The 13,556-nt window shown below is 64.7% G+C and carries 13 protein-coding genes; 7 read left to right on the top strand and 6 right to left on the bottom strand.

The window, feature by feature from the left end; translation table 11 throughout:
* On the top strand, nt 1-726 hold a 726-nt coding region (locus ACE3UY_RS02310; RefSeq protein WP_374685936.1), incomplete at its 5' end, for a hypothetical protein.
* A gap of 8 nt (nt 727-734) precedes the next feature.
* Here the strand turns inward: ACE3UY_RS02310 and ACE3UY_RS02305 are convergent.
* Nucleotides 735-1,745 (bottom strand): radical SAM protein, encoded by a 1,011-nt coding sequence (locus ACE3UY_RS02305; RefSeq protein ID WP_374685937.1) that lies wholly within the window; start codon nt 1,743-1,745, stop codon nt 735-737.
* A gap of 40 nt (nt 1,746-1,785) precedes the next feature.
* Complete coding sequence (locus ACE3UY_RS02300; RefSeq protein WP_374685935.1) at nt 1,786-2,112, bottom strand: hypothetical protein; 327 nt, start codon at nt 2,110-2,112, stop codon at nt 1,786-1,788.
* Between the two features lie 300 nt (nt 2,113-2,412).
* On the opposite strand from ACE3UY_RS02300, the gene rsmG reads away from it, so the two are divergent.
* On the top strand, nt 2,413-3,141 hold the full coding sequence (rsmG, locus tag ACE3UY_RS02295) for a 16S rRNA (guanine(527)-N(7))-methyltransferase RsmG (protein WP_374685934.1): 729 nt from the start codon (nt 2,413-2,415) through the stop codon (nt 3,139-3,141).
* A 110-nt stretch (nt 3,142-3,251) separates the two neighbouring features.
* Here the strand turns inward: rsmG and ACE3UY_RS02290 are convergent, their stop codons facing one another.
* Nucleotides 3,252-4,664 carry a wax ester/triacylglycerol synthase family O-acyltransferase gene (locus ACE3UY_RS02290; protein ID WP_374685933.1) on the bottom strand — a complete coding sequence of 471 codons (1,413 nt, stop codon included), beginning with the start codon at nt 4,662-4,664 and terminating at the stop codon, nt 3,252-3,254.
* 144 nt (nt 4,665-4,808) lie between these two features.
* Here ACE3UY_RS02290 and ACE3UY_RS02285 point away from each other — a divergent pair, with 144 nt between their 5' ends.
* A complete protein-coding gene (locus tag ACE3UY_RS02285) occupies nt 4,809-5,216 on the top strand; it encodes a CoA-binding protein (protein WP_374685932.1) in 408 nt (135 codons plus the stop codon).
* Nucleotides 5,217-5,408: 192 nt separating this feature from the next.
* On the opposite strand, the gene ACE3UY_RS02280 is transcribed toward ACE3UY_RS02285, so the two are convergent.
* From ACE3UY_RS02280 to ACE3UY_RS02270, 3 genes are all read right to left on the bottom strand, one after another.
* Complete coding sequence (locus tag ACE3UY_RS02280) at nt 5,409-6,437, bottom strand: trypsin-like peptidase domain-containing protein (protein WP_374685931.1); 1,029 nt, start codon at nt 6,435-6,437, stop codon at nt 5,409-5,411.
* Nucleotides 6,438-6,801: 364 nt separating this feature from the next.
* A complete protein-coding gene (locus tag ACE3UY_RS02275) occupies nt 6,802-7,926 on the bottom strand; it encodes a serine protease (RefSeq protein WP_374685930.1) in 1,125 nt (374 codons plus the stop codon).
* A gap of 495 nt (nt 7,927-8,421) precedes the next feature.
* Nucleotides 8,422-9,933 carry a heme peroxidase family protein gene (locus ACE3UY_RS02270; protein WP_374685929.1) on the bottom strand — a complete coding sequence of 504 codons (1,512 nt, stop codon included), beginning with the start codon at nt 9,931-9,933 and terminating at the stop codon, nt 8,422-8,424.
* A 196-nt stretch (nt 9,934-10,129) separates the two neighbouring features.
* Between ACE3UY_RS02270 and ACE3UY_RS02265 the strand changes: the two genes are divergently transcribed.
* The 4 genes from ACE3UY_RS02265 to ACE3UY_RS02250 all read left to right on the top strand — a co-directional run bounded on the left by ACE3UY_RS02265 (nt 10,130) and on the right by ACE3UY_RS02250 (nt 13,533).
* Complete coding sequence (locus tag ACE3UY_RS02265) at nt 10,130-10,528, top strand: hypothetical protein (RefSeq protein ID WP_374685928.1); 399 nt, start codon at nt 10,130-10,132, stop codon at nt 10,526-10,528.
* Between the two features lie 97 nt (nt 10,529-10,625).
* The gene (locus ACE3UY_RS02260; protein ID WP_374685927.1) at nt 10,626-11,414 is read left to right on the top strand and encodes a LiaI-LiaF-like domain-containing protein; all 789 of its coding nucleotides are present in this window, start codon (nt 10,626-10,628) and stop codon (nt 11,412-11,414) included.
* Between the two features lie 394 nt (nt 11,415-11,808).
* Complete coding sequence (locus tag ACE3UY_RS02255) at nt 11,809-12,594, top strand: phage antirepressor N-terminal domain-containing protein (RefSeq protein ID WP_374685926.1); 786 nt, start codon at nt 11,809-11,811, stop codon at nt 12,592-12,594.
* Between the two features lie 159 nt (nt 12,595-12,753).
* Nucleotides 12,754-13,533 carry a ParA family protein gene (locus ACE3UY_RS02250; RefSeq protein ID WP_374685925.1) on the top strand — a complete coding sequence of 260 codons (780 nt, stop codon included), beginning with the start codon at nt 12,754-12,756 and terminating at the stop codon, nt 13,531-13,533.
* The last annotated feature ends 23 nt before the right edge of the window (nt 13,534-13,556 follow it).

Here is a 13,556-nt window from a genome sequence, read left to right as displayed (position 1 = left end):
CGCGCGTTCAGCGCGGCCATTGACCGGCAACGGCTGGTGGAGGAGATCTACGAGGGCCGCGGCCTGCCCATGCGCCACGCCGGCGTGCCCGGCGCGGTGGCCGCCATCCCGGCCGATGAGGTGGGCGTCGGCTACAGCCCCGATTACGCCCGCCTCCAGATGGCGGCCAGCACCTTCCGCAGTTGCAAACTGATGCCCGAAGTGCGCATGCTGGTCAGCTCGGCCGACCTCTCGCTGCAGCTGGCGGAGTTGATCCGCGATATGTGGGTGGAGGAGTTGGAGTGCGTGCCGGAGTCGATCAGCATCGAGCAGGTGCAGTTCGGCGAGTTGCTGGCGGCGACGGCGCGCGACGCGCTGGGCCGGCCCGACCTGTGGGAACTGGCCTGGGCGCCGACGATGCCCGACACCCACAACCTGCTCAGCGACCTGCTGCACTGCGAGGACAGCGAGAACCGCCAGAACCGCGACTGCTTGGAGGCGGACACGCTACTGCGCCAGGCCGGCACAGCCCTCGACCCGGCTGAACGCACCGCGCTCTACCGGCAGGCCGAGGCGCTGTTTTTCAACGAGGACGGCCTTTTCCCCATCGCCCCGCTCTACGTGCGCGGGCGGGAGATCGTCGTCCACGACTGGGTGACCTTCACCCCGGCCGCCTTCGGCGGCCAGCACTGGGATCGGATCACGCTGGATGCGTCGTTGAAGGCGCTGGAGCGCAGCCGGTCATAAGGGAGTTATCAGTTCGCGGCCAGCGCGATGGGAGCAGGGCTGACGGCGTGGCTTGTTTCCACCAGGTGAAAGAACCAGTCGGTGAATTGCTCGCCGCGCGCGCCGAGCCGGTTGAAGGCCGTGTCCAGCAAGGCTCGCAGATCGCGCCGGCCTCGCTCCTTATACTGGGCAATCGACGCGGGAAGACCCGGCCCCAGTCGCCCGATAGCCAACCGTTGGTTGATGCCATAACACCATGGCAACAAAACGCCGGTCTCATCGATGATGACCGGGTTGACGAGATCGGACAGGAACGTGGGGCCGGCATTCTCAATTGTCAGGGTGGCGTAGTCATCGCGCCGCGTACTCGCCACGACGGTCGGAGCCAGATCGAGTTGGATTCTGAGGCCGTCGTTCGCGTCGAGTAGCGCGGCGACCACGTAGGCCCGCGCTTTATCAGCATCACTCAGGCTGAGGCGGTGGGCCAGTTGCCGCCCGCGGCCCGTGGCCGCAAAGGGGTGAAATTGGACCAGACCAGCCCCTTTCTCTTGGGCGAACTCCACGGCCCAGGGCATGTCGATCAGGGATTCGCGCGATACACAATAGGCGATGCCGCGCTGTACATCCCGCTCGGCCAACCGATCGAGCGCCCGGTCGGCGTGAGCAAAGGCCCGCGCGTCGCGCCGCAACTCGTTATGAAGTTCAGGCCCGCCGTCGAGGCTGACGGCCACCAGATTGACGTACCGGGCGATAAAGTCCAAAAGGTGGCCGCCGACGGGCGCGCCGTTGGTGATGAGGTTCACCTGATAGCCAAGTTCGACCGCGGCCTGCCCCACGGTCTTGACGTGTGAATAGAGCAGTGGCTCTCCGCCGGAAAGGCTGAGCACCTCATACCCTTCCGCTCTCAGCAGGGCCAGGGTGTGAAGAATCGCCTGCGGGTCGAGCTCGCCGCGCACATTTGGGCCGGAGGCGCTGTAGCAATGCTGGCAGGCGAGATTACAGAATCTCGAGGCGTGAAGATGCACCACACGCGCGGGCATGAAGCCGGAACGGGAAGAGCCACTGTCACTCATGTTTGCCTCAAATGTGGGCTTCGGGGATCGCGTCGAAACTGTGTGTGACGCGGACGTGCAGAATGTCGGGCCAGGGGATGCCCCAGGGGAAGATCTCGATGCCCTTGACCTGACCCCCGTCGACCTGGATAAGCTCCGGCAGAATGCGCCACCATTCCTTATCCCCGATGAAGTAGTCGATGCAGATCCCGTAGGCGCAAACGTCGAGACCGTGAATCTTGTGCTTGACGGCCGTGATTTGCTTGGCGGCCACGCCAATGGCGTCATCCGAAATCTGGCGACCGGCCACGGCTCGCGCCAGGGCCGCGCGTACACCCTCAAAGTCATTAGCCATTACTGCGTCTCCTTTTCACAATACTGTACTCGTGGTGATTGTTCGTCTTTCCCGGAATCAAGGTACTCTATGTCCCGCGCGTTATCGAGATCAGTCGTTCGATCCATCCTCCCAGCCCGCGGATCGGCTCGCTTGCGGCGATCCGTGGGACGCGATATATACGGTTGTGCGGGCAGCCAAGCGAAAAACAAAGGCTTCCATCTCTGGAAGTGGTGTGGCAACGTTGACATAGTACAAGAAGCCGCTTGGTGATGTCAACATTGGGAAAATTGGCACAAATCGATATATATAGACGAGATCATGAGTGATAAGGAACAGGCCAGAACGGGTTGGCCGGATGTCGCCCGAGCGTGGGGGCTGGAATTGTCGGCCGGGCAGCTGGCCCAGTTTTCCGCCTATGAGGCGCTGCTGCTGGAATGGAACGAGCGCATCTCCCTGACGGCCATCCGCGCCCCGGAGGAGATTCGCGTCCGCCACTTTCTCGACTCGCTGGCCTGCGCCACGGCTACTGGCCCGCTGGACGGCCGCGCCCTCATCGACGTGGGCAGCGGCGCGGGTTTCCCCGGCCTGCCGCTGAAAATCCTCTACCCTGGCCTGCGCCTGACGCTGGTGGACAGCGTCGGCAAAAAGGCGCGCTTCCTGGAAATGGTCGCGGCCGAGTTGGGGCTGCGCGACGTGACGGTGCTGGCCGAGCGGGCCGAGACGTTGGGCCAGGACGCCGCCCACCGCGAGCGCTACGACTGGGCCGTCGCCCGCGCCGTGGCCGAGTTGCGCGTGCTGGTGGAGTTGCTGCTGCCGCTGTGCCGGGTGGGCGGGGCGGCCCTGGCCCAGAAGGGGGAAAGCGCGGCTGAGGAGATGCGCGCCGCGACCGGGGCTATCGCCGCGCTGGGCGGCGGCGCGCCGCGGCTGTCGCCGGTTCAGTTGCCGGGCGTGGCCGAAACGCACTACCTGGTCGTCATCGACAAGCGCCAGCCCACCGACCCGCGCTACCCCCGTCGCGCCGGCGTCCCCCACAAGCGGCCACTCTAAAAAAGAGCTCACGCAAAGGACGCGAAGAAGCAAAGAACGCCAAGAAGAGATTAAGGGTTTCTTCTTGGCGTTCTTTGCTTCTTAGCGCTCTTTGCGTGAGCCTCTTCTCTTCATCCCCGTCCGTTCTCGCTCAGCACGGCGCGGGCCAACACCTTGAGCCGGTCAAGCTCCTCATATGCCCCGGCCAGGATTCGCTCCGGGTTGGGCACGAGGCCGGCGTCGCTGGCGATGCCCAGGTAGACCTGCCCGGCGTAGCTCAGGATGCTGATGCCCACACCCAAGCGCCCCGCTTGCGGAACCCAGAACATGACTTCCTTCAGCGGCTGCCCGGCCAGATAGAGCGGGATGGGCGGGCCGGGCACGTTGGTCAGCACCACGGTCGCCTTTGGCTCCAGCGTGCGCACCACAAACTCGCGGTAGGCGTCGCCGCCCAGGCCCATCGAGCCGAGCACGCCCAGCGTCACCGGCGCTTCAGCCGAGCGCTTCAACTCCAGCATGCGCCGCCGCACTTCAGTCAGGCGCATCAGCGGCTCCTCGATACTGATCGGCAGCGTCAGGAAGACCAGGCCGAACTTGTTGCCCAGCTTGCCGCCGTCGGCCTCGCCGCGCAGGTTGACAGGTACGGCGGCGCGGAACTCCAGGTTCTCGACGTCGTCGCCCGCGGCCACCAGATAGCGGCGCAGCCCGCCGGCGATGGCCGTCACCAGCACGTCGTTAACCGTGCCGCCCAGGCCGTTTTTGATGAACTTGACGTCGGCCAGCGGGATGGCGTGCGACCAGGCGGCGCGCTTCATCACGCCCAGCTTGCCCTTCAGCCGCGTGCGCGGGTCAGCGCTGCGGGCCAGCAGCCGGCCGGCGGCCAACCCCAGCCCTACCCCCTGTTCCCCCCACTGCCGCACCCGCCCCGCGTCCTGCACCGCCGTCAGCGCCCCCTGCACGGCCCGGCCGGCCGTCTGGCGCATGAAGCCGAGCGTGTGGCCCACGTCGCGCGTCAGGCCGCTCAGCAGGCCGCCCTCTGGCAGCTTGCCGACCGGCTCGCCGGGCGCCAGCGGCGCGTCGGGCCGGAAGTCGGTCATGGACAGCAGCACGCCGACCAGGGCGACGCCGTCGGCCACGCAGTGGTGGATGCGGGCCATGACCGCGCACCCCTCGCCATACCCCTCGATGAGATAGAACTGCCACGGCGGGCGGGAGAAGTCGAGCGGCGTGGACATCAGGCTGCTGACCAGGTCTTGCAGCGCCGTGTGGTCGCCCGGCGCGGGCAGGGCCAGGTGGTGCAGATGGCGGCCGAGATCGAAGTGGGGATCGGTCTGCCAGTAGGGGCGCAGCAGGGGCGGCCGGACGACGCGCTGCCGGAAGCGCTCATAGCGCAACCAGCGATACTCCAGCACCCGGCGAATTTGATCGATGCCCAGCGGCCGGTCAAAGGTGATGACGGCGTTGACCATCATCAGGTTCGTCGGCTCCTCCATACTGAGCCAGGCGACGTCGACGGGGGACATGATCTCGGTTTTGCTGGACACTAGGCGATCTCCTTGTTGTCGATCATTATAGCAGGTGACGGAAGACCTGTCAGGTGGGCGGCCACTGGTACTCTGATAGGAACGGAGCCTTGTGGCCGCCCACCTGTCAGGTCTGTATAATGATCTATTGGAAGGAGATAACCCTTGACGAATAAAAAAGAAGAAACAATCCGCAAGATTCTATCCGAAGCGAGAACCATCGCCGTCGTTGGCTTCTCGTCGAACCCTCAGAAGGCCGGCTATTATGTGCCCGCCTACCTCAAGAAGCAGAGCTACGACATCTACCCCGTCAACCCCAATCTGACCGACGGGCTGGGCGAGCCGGCCTACGCCTCGCTGGCCGACGTGCCGCGGCCGGTCGATCTGGTGCTGCTCTTCCAGCGCAGCGAGAATGTGCCGCCCTTTGTGGATGAGGCCATCGCGATCGGGGCCAAAGCGGTGTGGATGCAGCAGGGCATCGCTCACCCTGAAGCGGCGCGCAAGGCCGAGGACGCCGGGCTGGACGTGGTGCAGGACGCCTGCATGCTGGTGGAACACCGCCGCTGGACGTAGGGGCGGGTTTCAAACCCGCCCACCTACCAACCAGTGCCCTCACGTAGGGGCGGGTTTGAAACCCGCCCACCTACCGACCACCGCCCTCACGTAGGGGCGGGTTTGAAACCCGCCCCTACAAAACGGCGCGCAAAAAACGGGGCTGCCTTCCGGCAGCCCCGTTCTCTATGCCCGCGTCAGAAGCCGAGGCCGCTAACAGCCCGGCGCGGCGTTGCAGAGCACGACGATGTTGCTCGACGAGAAGCGCGCCGCGCCCATGATGTTGTTGGGGTTGCCCACCCCCTGCTCATAGCTCATCACGTTGTTGATCCAGTTGTTCACCCCAAAGCTGCGCACCCACGGCCCGCCGGAGTGCCCGCCGCCGCTGTTACAGCCGATCTGCATGATGTCCGTGCCGGCCTTGGAACTGGTGCTGTCGCACACCCAGGTGTACTGGCCGGAGTTGTACTTGGCCGGGTAGCCGACGGTGCGAATGTTCTGGATGTAGCCCTGGTTCCACGACCGGCCGAAGTAGCCGACCGCCTGGTGGACGCCCTTGCCTGTGCTGTTAGAGCCGACCTCCACCACGGCCACGTCATAGCGGATGGCGCTGGCGAAAGCCGGAGCGTTGACGTAGCCATTGGGGATCCAGGCCCGCGTCCAGACGAATTGGCCGTAGGGGCAAGCGCCGTTGCGGTAGGCCGGGCAGAAGGTCATGTTCGTGTACCACTTGTTGCCGACCGTGTCGAATACGCAGTGGGCGGCGGTCACGATGGTGTTGGGACCGATGGGCGCGGCGGTGCACCAGGAGCTGCCCGGCGTCCGGAAGCTCATGCGCCCGATCATGCGCCAGGGTTGTGTTTTCCAATACTGGGTGTAGTAGTTGCCCAGAAAGCTGGTGAAAGGGATGGCCGGGTTGGGGCCGAGCGGGTTCTGCGCGGCGGCGGCCCACTCTTCCGGAAAGGCGAGTTCGGCCGCGGCCTGGGCCCCTGGCTCCGGGGCGCTGCCGGGGGCAAAGCCGGGCGCGCCGTCGCTGGGCAGCAGGTTGCTTTGCTCAACGGCGGCGGCCAGTTCCTCCGCCGTCACGCCCATCACGTTGAGCGGCTGGGCCTCCATACGCGCCCGGCGCGTTGACCACATCCGCCGCGAGGCCCGCTGTTCCTCGGGGCTGGCGGCCGCGGAAGTCACCTCGCCGGCGGCGGCCGGCGAGGCCGGCTCGTCGCTCTGGGCCGCGCGGGCCATAGAGACACTCAGCCACAAGGCGAGCGCCAAGAAAACGACAACAAAGGTCGCTACACGGAACTTGCGCGTCATCACTTTCCTATCTCCTGATTGTTAATGGACATCTACTCGAACACCGGTGGGCTGGCGCGACGGCCAGAACGGCTTCCCTCTTGGACGGACTCTTCGCCATCCCCGCCGACGCGGGCAGTCAAGGGCGTGGCACAGGAAAAATTACGTAGCATATATTAAGAAAAAACCGTTCCGAAAGATACGGGCATTTTACTCAAACCTGAGTGCCGCCAGGCAAGAAACGAGGCCGCCCGTGGGCGGCCTCGTCCTGTCGCTATCTACTCAGGAATCTGCGCGCCGACCAGGCCGGCGCTTAGCAATTGGGCACGGCGTTGCACAGAATCACGATGTTGTCGGACGAGAAACGCGCCGCGCCCATCGTGTTGCCGGCCTTCGTGCCACCGGTGTAGTAGTAGCTCATCACGTTGTTGACGTAGTTAACAGCGCCAGTGATATTGGGCTTGTAGTTCTTGATCCACGGCCCGCCGGAGTGGCCGGGGCCGCTGTCGCAACCCATCTCCATCACGTCCGTGCCGGCGGCGAACGTCTCGGCGATGCAGACGTAGCTGAACTTGCCGCTGTCCTTGGCCGCCGGGTAGCCGATGGTTGTGATCAACTGGGTGTAGTCGAAGTTCCATGACCGCCCCAGCCAGCCGACGACGTTATCGACGCTCTTGCCGCCGGGCGTGGACAGGATGACGATGGCCACGTCCCACCGCAGCGCGCCGCTGAAGTTGGGGGCGTTGATGTAGTTGGTCGGAATCCAGACCTGCGTATAGGGGAAGCTGCCGTAGGGGCAGGCGCCGTTCTTGTGGGCGGGGCAGAAGGAGAAGTTGTTGTACCACGTGTTGGTGGCGGTATCGTAGACGCAGTGGGCCGCGGTCACGATGACGTTGTCGCCGATGACGCTGGCCGAACAGTAGCCGGCGCTGAAGAACAGCTTGCCGATGGCGCGATAGGGGTACTTCTTCCACATCTCGGCGTACTTGTTGCCGGTGAAGGAGGTGTAGACGCCGGCCGTGCCCGCGGGGGCAATGGAGGCGCCCTCGATGGCCGCTTCGGCCGCCGCGCCCGTCAGAGCCGGGAAGCCGGCCGCCGCGGCTTCGTCAGCGCCCGCGCCCGGCGCGCCGCCAGGGATGTAGCCGGGCAGGCCGGCCGGGGCCGCCGCGGCGTTCATCAACGCCAGCGCTTCGGCCATCTGCTCCGGGGTCACACCGGCTACGTCCAGCGGCTTGGCCGCCAGACGCGCCGCGCTCGTCCACTGGCCGGCGGCGGCCTGTTCGGCCGCGCTGGCCTGCCGGGAAGTCACGCCCCCGGCCGCGGCGGCCGGGTCGGCCTGGCGCTCGCTGCCGGCCGCGCCGGCCAGCGACGAACTCAACAACATAGCCATCGCCAGGATGGCGGTAACAACGGTAAGAACACGAACACTGCGCTTCATTTTTCTTTCTCCTGATTGTGCGCGAACGCGAACGACTAGATGGACAACGGTGGGAAACTATCGCCCCGCCTTGCCGCTACTGCCCGATTCGATCCGCTGGTGAAGCCTGAAAGGCTATCTGAGTCTGGCGACGATCAGCATTATAGGAAGCAAAACGGACGCCTATTCCCGCTATTGGCCGCCATATCCCGCTTGTCAGACAAAGGGGAAAGGGCAACCTGACTTGGTGAGCAAACTACTGGGTGAGCACAATCGAGCCGGTGAAGCTCCCGACAATTTTGCGGCTACTAACTACCCCCTCGGCGCCCCTTTGAGGTGGGGCGCACGTCGAATGACACTACTATTATAAGTAGAATGGGTCGCGCAAAGCTATGGCCTTTTTACTGGATATTAGTACGTAATACATAGAGAAGGGCTGCCTTGCGGCAGCCCCATCAGCCCTTGCAATCGCCCGCGCCCACCAGTGGGCCGCCGCAGCGACGGGCTCTGTCAAACCTAGAGAACGGCGACTACGCCAGCGAAGTTGAGCAAGTCGACCATCGTGAACTCATCCAGCGCAGCGCCCGGCAGGGTCGGCGTCCAGTGCGGGTCCTGTCTCAGGTAGGAGAGCGCATCCCCCTGCAACAGACCGATGAACACCTCGGCCACGATGCGGCCGCCCACCGGCCCCAACCGCTGCCCGCCCTCGCAGACATCGGCCTCGCGCAAGACGTAGAACCAGAGCGGCGTGCGATTGTGCAGGCGCAACGGCTGGAGGTCGGCCAGGTCGGCCGGCGCCAGCTCCGTCACGCTCATGGCGCGGGCCACAGCCTGGCCGGACGGCAGCGCGAACGTCAGATGGCGCAGCAGGTTGCGTTGGGCCAACGACTGCACGTCGCCAGGGGCGAACCCGGGCAGGTCGAACAGCACCGTCGACAGGCGCGTGTCGATCTTTTTGTTCTGGCGCACGCGACCGTCGCCGAAGTCGAAGAACGTCTGCCAGTCAATGAAGCGGCCCGGCGCGCGCTTGCCGCCGCGCATGTCAGCCGGGTCGACGCTATCGGGCAACCGGTCGTCGAAGATGAGCTTGAACACCTGCGAGTTGACGTCGGACGGTAGCGGCCCAAAGTTGGCGCGGTAGGACGGCCGGACCTGGGAGTGGCCGAACCGGAAGGCCGCCACCGCGAACTCGACCGGGATGAACGGGTGGTTGCGCCACTCATAGAACTTGCGGCCGTTCGCCAACACGTCGTCCACCACGGCCTGGCCGACCGTCTTGGCCAGATACTCGTGGACGACAATCCACTGGTAATGCCAGCGCACTAACCGCTGCGCCTCGGCAAACACCTCGGCCGGCTGCGTCAGGCCAAGATTGAGTTGCACGTGGTCGACGACGGCGTTATGGAACTTCAGCATCGCCAGTTGTATCTGCGAGACGATCAGGTTCTCGTCGTTGCGCGGGTCGCCGGTCAGGGCGACGTTCTGACTGTTGCGCGGCACATCGAAGCGCGGCATGCCGCCGGCCGACACGGCCGTCGCGCCGGGAATCTCCTCCACCAGCAGCTTGATGCCGCCGGTGGTCTGGTCATAGAGGTGCGGCGACGCGCCCGGCCCGGAGCCATAGACGCTGTCCAGTTCGAAGACCGGATTGCGGAAGTTCTGGATGGCTTCGGGGTCGGTCTGCCGTTCCAGGCTCGACGTTGGGTCGAAGGTCATGTCGTGGTCGATGAACTGGCCCAGGAACGTCATGCCCGCCGTCAGCACCGGGTTGTCAGAGTTGTTCAGGCTGAGCGCCGGGTTGACGATCAGGTCACGGGCCAGATTAGGGTTGGCGACGATGTCCATGTCGTCGCCCGCGTCCATCAGGCCGCCCGGCTGGCCAAGTTCGCGCAGCGCGGCGCGCATCGTGGGCGTGTCGGTCGAGAAAGGCGGCAGCATTGGGAACAGCCGGCCGAACTTGCCCTGCTCGTAATAGGTCGACCGGGGCGGGTTCTCGCCCCCCAGTGGGTAATGCCCATGCCGTGTCATTATTCAATTCTCCCTGCTTATGGACTAACAGTGGATAAATCGGCTGCTCTGGCACGAGTAAAGCCGTTGCGGTTATCATAGAGGATGCTATATGGCTGAATTCCCGCAATTGCCAGCTAAATCCCGTTTGGCGCGCCCGGCGCGTCCTGCAACTTCCCTGGTGGCCGGGGCGTATAGCTGAGTGGAGGTTAAGACCATGAGCAACGAGATCAAGGACTTGAAGGATATGGAGCGCGCGAGCGGCGAGCCAGATAGCCTGGACGACAAACGCGGCGCGAGCATGGCCTGGCTGCCAGGACTGATCCTCATCGGCGTGGGCGTCGTCCTGCTGCTCGGCAACTTCACTGACTTCCGGCTGGACAACTGGTGGGCGCTGTTCATCCTCATCCCAGCCTTCGGCAGCCTGGGCAACTTCTGGCGCGCCTATCGCAACGCGGGGCGCTTCAACGACGAAGCCCGCGGCTCGTTCATCGGCGGCATCATCCTCCTCTTCATCGCCGCGGCCTTCCTGTTTAGCTGGAACTGGGCCTACGTCTGGCCGTTCTTCCTCATCATTGGCGGCATTGGCGCCCTCCTTTCCGCGCGCGGGGATTAACCTTGTAGCGCGGGATGGTATCCCGCGTCTTCGTCCCGCCCAGAACGCGGGATACCATCCCGCGCTACAAGTTGACAGTTCGCCAGGAGGTTACGTTATGCGTCATAGCGGCCTATTCTGGGGCACCCTGCTCATCCTGCTCGGCGTCCTGTTCCTGCTCAATAGCTTCGGCCTCCTGCCCGGCAACGTCTGGCGGCTCTTCTGGCCGCTGGCCCTCGTCCTGTTCGGCGTCGTTTTGCTGATCGGGGCCTTTCGAGCCGGCAACGCGCCGCGCGCCGAGCGCCTGGCCCTGCAACTCAAGGGTTTTGAGGAAGCGGCCGTCGCGTTCCACTACGGCGCGGGCCGCCTGACGCTGGGCGATGGCGCGGCCCCCGACGAGTTGCTCAGCGGAACGTTCGGCGGCGGCGTGGAGCACCGGCTCCACGACGAGGGCGAACGCGCCCACGTCTCCCTGCGCTCGCCGGAGACGTTCTTCTGGGAGTGGTGGTCGTGGCGCGACCGGTCATGGGACGTGGCCCTCAACGGCGACATCCCGCTGATGCTCGACCTGGACACCGGCGCAGCCGAGGTGGTGGCCGACCTGAGCCGCACACAGACGAAGCGCCTGTCGTTGCGCACCGGGGCCAGTAGCAACGACATTACCCTGCCCGCCGCGGCCGGCCACACGCGGGTGGACGTGGAGGGCGGCGCGGGTTCGGTCGTCGTGCGCGTGCCGGAGGGGGTGGCGGCGCGCGTCGCGGGCAGCGTCGGCGCGGGCGCGTTGAACGTCGACCGTGCGCGCTTCCCGCGGGCCGGCGCGGCCTGGCAGTCGGACGGCTACGAGACGGCCGCGCACCGGGCCGAGATAACCGTCAAGTTCGGCGCGGGCGAAGTGAAGATAATTTAGAAGAAGAATCCACAGATTTCGCAGATTACACAGATTTTTGGCGGCGTGTGCGCAAGGTTGGACGCTGCCTCCCCCGTTTATTGCGAAAACCCTATATCTTGCCTTATAATTGTTGCAATGGCGCAACAGAGACAAGGGATGTGTGATTTACACGCCCCAACTCGAACGCAAGGGAGTGGCCAAGGCCACCCCCTCCTGAACGGGCGCTTGCCGGAAGGAGTAAGCCAAACGGTTAACACTTTAAGGGGATGTCACAATGACACCCCCTTGTAGCAGGAGTAAGTCAAGGGGTAGCCAAATTGGCTACCCCTTGACAAGCGAGAGATCATTTTGATCCACCCTTGACCGGGTTAGCCAGCTAAGATAAGAGGACAACTCTCAGAGCTTAGGCGGTATGGGCATGAGTGACAAGGCGCTTGCAGTCATTGAGCAACGAAACGTGGATTTTTACGGCGACAGCCTTACTGCTGTACGCTCCGATGACGGTCAGATTTACGTCGCGTTGGCCCAGATGTGCCAGGCATTGGGCATCGATATACAGGCACAAACGCGGCGCATTCAAAGGCTTGAGATTCTAGCCAATGGGTTCAAAGGGGTAGCCAAATTGGCTACCCCTGGTGGGATACAGCGCGGTTACGTCTTGCGTGTCGACCTTGTGCCGCTCTGGCTCTCAGGCATTCGCACCTCAGCCGTCAGCGACGACGTTCGCCCCAAGCTCGAACGCTTCCAACGCGAAGCGGCCAAAGTCCTGTGGGAAGCGTTCCAGTCCGGCCGCCTGACGGCCGACGTGGACTTCGACGCCCTGCTGGCCCAGGACTCGCCCGAAGCCCAGGCGTACAAGATGGCCCAGGCCGTGATGCAACTGGCGCGCAACCAGTTGCTGCTGCGTGCCCAACTGTCCGACCACGAACAACGGCTGGAGGCCATCGAATCGCACCTGGGCGACCCCGGCCGCTACGTGACCGCCGACCAGGCCAGCCAGATCAGCCAGGCGGTCAAGGCCGTGGCGCTGGCGTTCAGCAAGAAGAGCGGCCGGAACGAGTTCGGCGCGATCTACGGCGAGCTGTATCGCAAGTTCGGTATCACCGGCTACAAGATGCTCCCCGCCCGCCGCTTCGACGAGGCGATGAAGTTCCTGACCGACTGGCATGAAGAGCTGACGGGGGCGCTGCCGTTCTAGCGTACTCAGACCTGACAGGTGGGCGGCTAAAGGCTTCGTCCCCCCCGGAGTATCTGTGGCCGCCCACCTGTCAGGTTTTCAGTCAATCACCAACAACTAACGACCAATCACAAACCGCGCTACAATCTGCCGAATCTGCCGAATCTGCGGATGAAACATATGACCAGAACCATCGCCATCGCCATGCAGAAAGGCGGGGTCGGCAAGACGACCACCACGGTGAACCTGGCCGCGGCGCTGGCCGAGATGGGGCGGCGCGTGCTGGCCGTCGACCTCGACCCGCAGGGCAACCTGACCCAGCACGCCGGCCTTGACCCCGACCGCGTCAGCCCTACTATCTACGACGCCCTGCGGGCCGAAGTGGATGGCGGCACATCCGACCTGCCGGCCGCTATCTATCGCACGGCCGAGGGCTTTGACCTGTTGCCCAGCCAGCCGGAACTGAGCCTGGTGGAGGTGGCGCTCATCAACAGCCTGAGCCGCGAGCGGGTGCTGGCCGGGCTGCTGGGCGACGTCACGCCGGCCTACGACTACGTGCTCATCGACTGCAACCCGTCGCTGGGGTTACTGGTCATCAACGCCCTGACCGCCGCCGACAGCGTCCTCATCCCCATCCAGACCGAATACCTGGCCGCGCGCGGCGCGCTGATGATCCTGTCCACCATCGAAACCATTCGCCGCAAGCGGCTCAACCCGCACCTGACCGTGGAGGGCATCCTGCTGACGATGGCCGACGCGCGGGCCACACTCACCCGCGACGTGCAGGAGGCGGTGCAACAGCAGTACGGCCGCGACATCCGCATCTTCACCACCGTCGTCCGCCGCTCCGTCCGCTTCGCCGAAAGCGCCGCCGCCGGCCAGAGCCTCGTGGCCTACGACTCGCGCAGCGCGGGGGCGAATGCATACCGGGCAATCGCCAAGGAGCTTGAGAAGAATTAGGAATTAGGAATTAGGAATTAGGA

Origin of the sequence: Promineifilum sp. (SeqCode) (assembly GCF_041918635.1) — a bacterium.
Taxonomy (GTDB): Bacteria; Chloroflexota; Anaerolineae; order Promineifilales; family Promineifilaceae; genus Promineifilum.
Note: the sequence above shows the minus strand (reverse complement) of the source record. Positions and strands in the feature narration are given on the sequence as shown.

Coding starts and splice junctions, on each gene's coding strand:
- ACE3UY_RS02270 (WP_374685929.1), bottom strand. CDS start 9,933: ATGACACGGCATGGGCATTACCCACTGGGGGGCGAGAACCCGCCCCGG.
- ACE3UY_RS02305 (WP_374685937.1), bottom strand. CDS start 1,745: ATGCCCGCGCGTGTGGTGCATCTTCACGCCTCGAGATTCTGTAATCTC.
- ACE3UY_RS02280 (WP_374685931.1), bottom strand. CDS start 6,437: ATGGCCCGCGCGGCCCAGAGCGACGAGCCGGCCTCGCCGGCCGCCGCC.
- ACE3UY_RS02255 (WP_374685926.1), top strand. CDS start 11,809: ATGGGCATGAGTGACAAGGCGCTTGCAGTCATTGAGCAACGAAACGTG.
- rsmG (WP_374685934.1), top strand. CDS start 2,413: ATGAGTGATAAGGAACAGGCCAGAACGGGTTGGCCGGATGTCGCCCGA.
- ACE3UY_RS02275 (WP_374685930.1), bottom strand. CDS start 7,926: ATGAAGCGCAGTGTTCGTGTTCTTACCGTTGTTACCGCCATCCTGGCG.
- ACE3UY_RS02300 (WP_374685935.1), bottom strand. CDS start 2,112: ATGGCTAATGACTTTGAGGGTGTACGCGCGGCCCTGGCGCGAGCCGTG.
- ACE3UY_RS02260 (WP_374685927.1), top strand. CDS start 10,626: ATGCGTCATAGCGGCCTATTCTGGGGCACCCTGCTCATCCTGCTCGGC.
- ACE3UY_RS02250 (WP_374685925.1), top strand. CDS start 12,754: ATGACCAGAACCATCGCCATCGCCATGCAGAAAGGCGGGGTCGGCAAG.
- ACE3UY_RS02265 (WP_374685928.1), top strand. CDS start 10,130: ATGAGCAACGAGATCAAGGACTTGAAGGATATGGAGCGCGCGAGCGGC.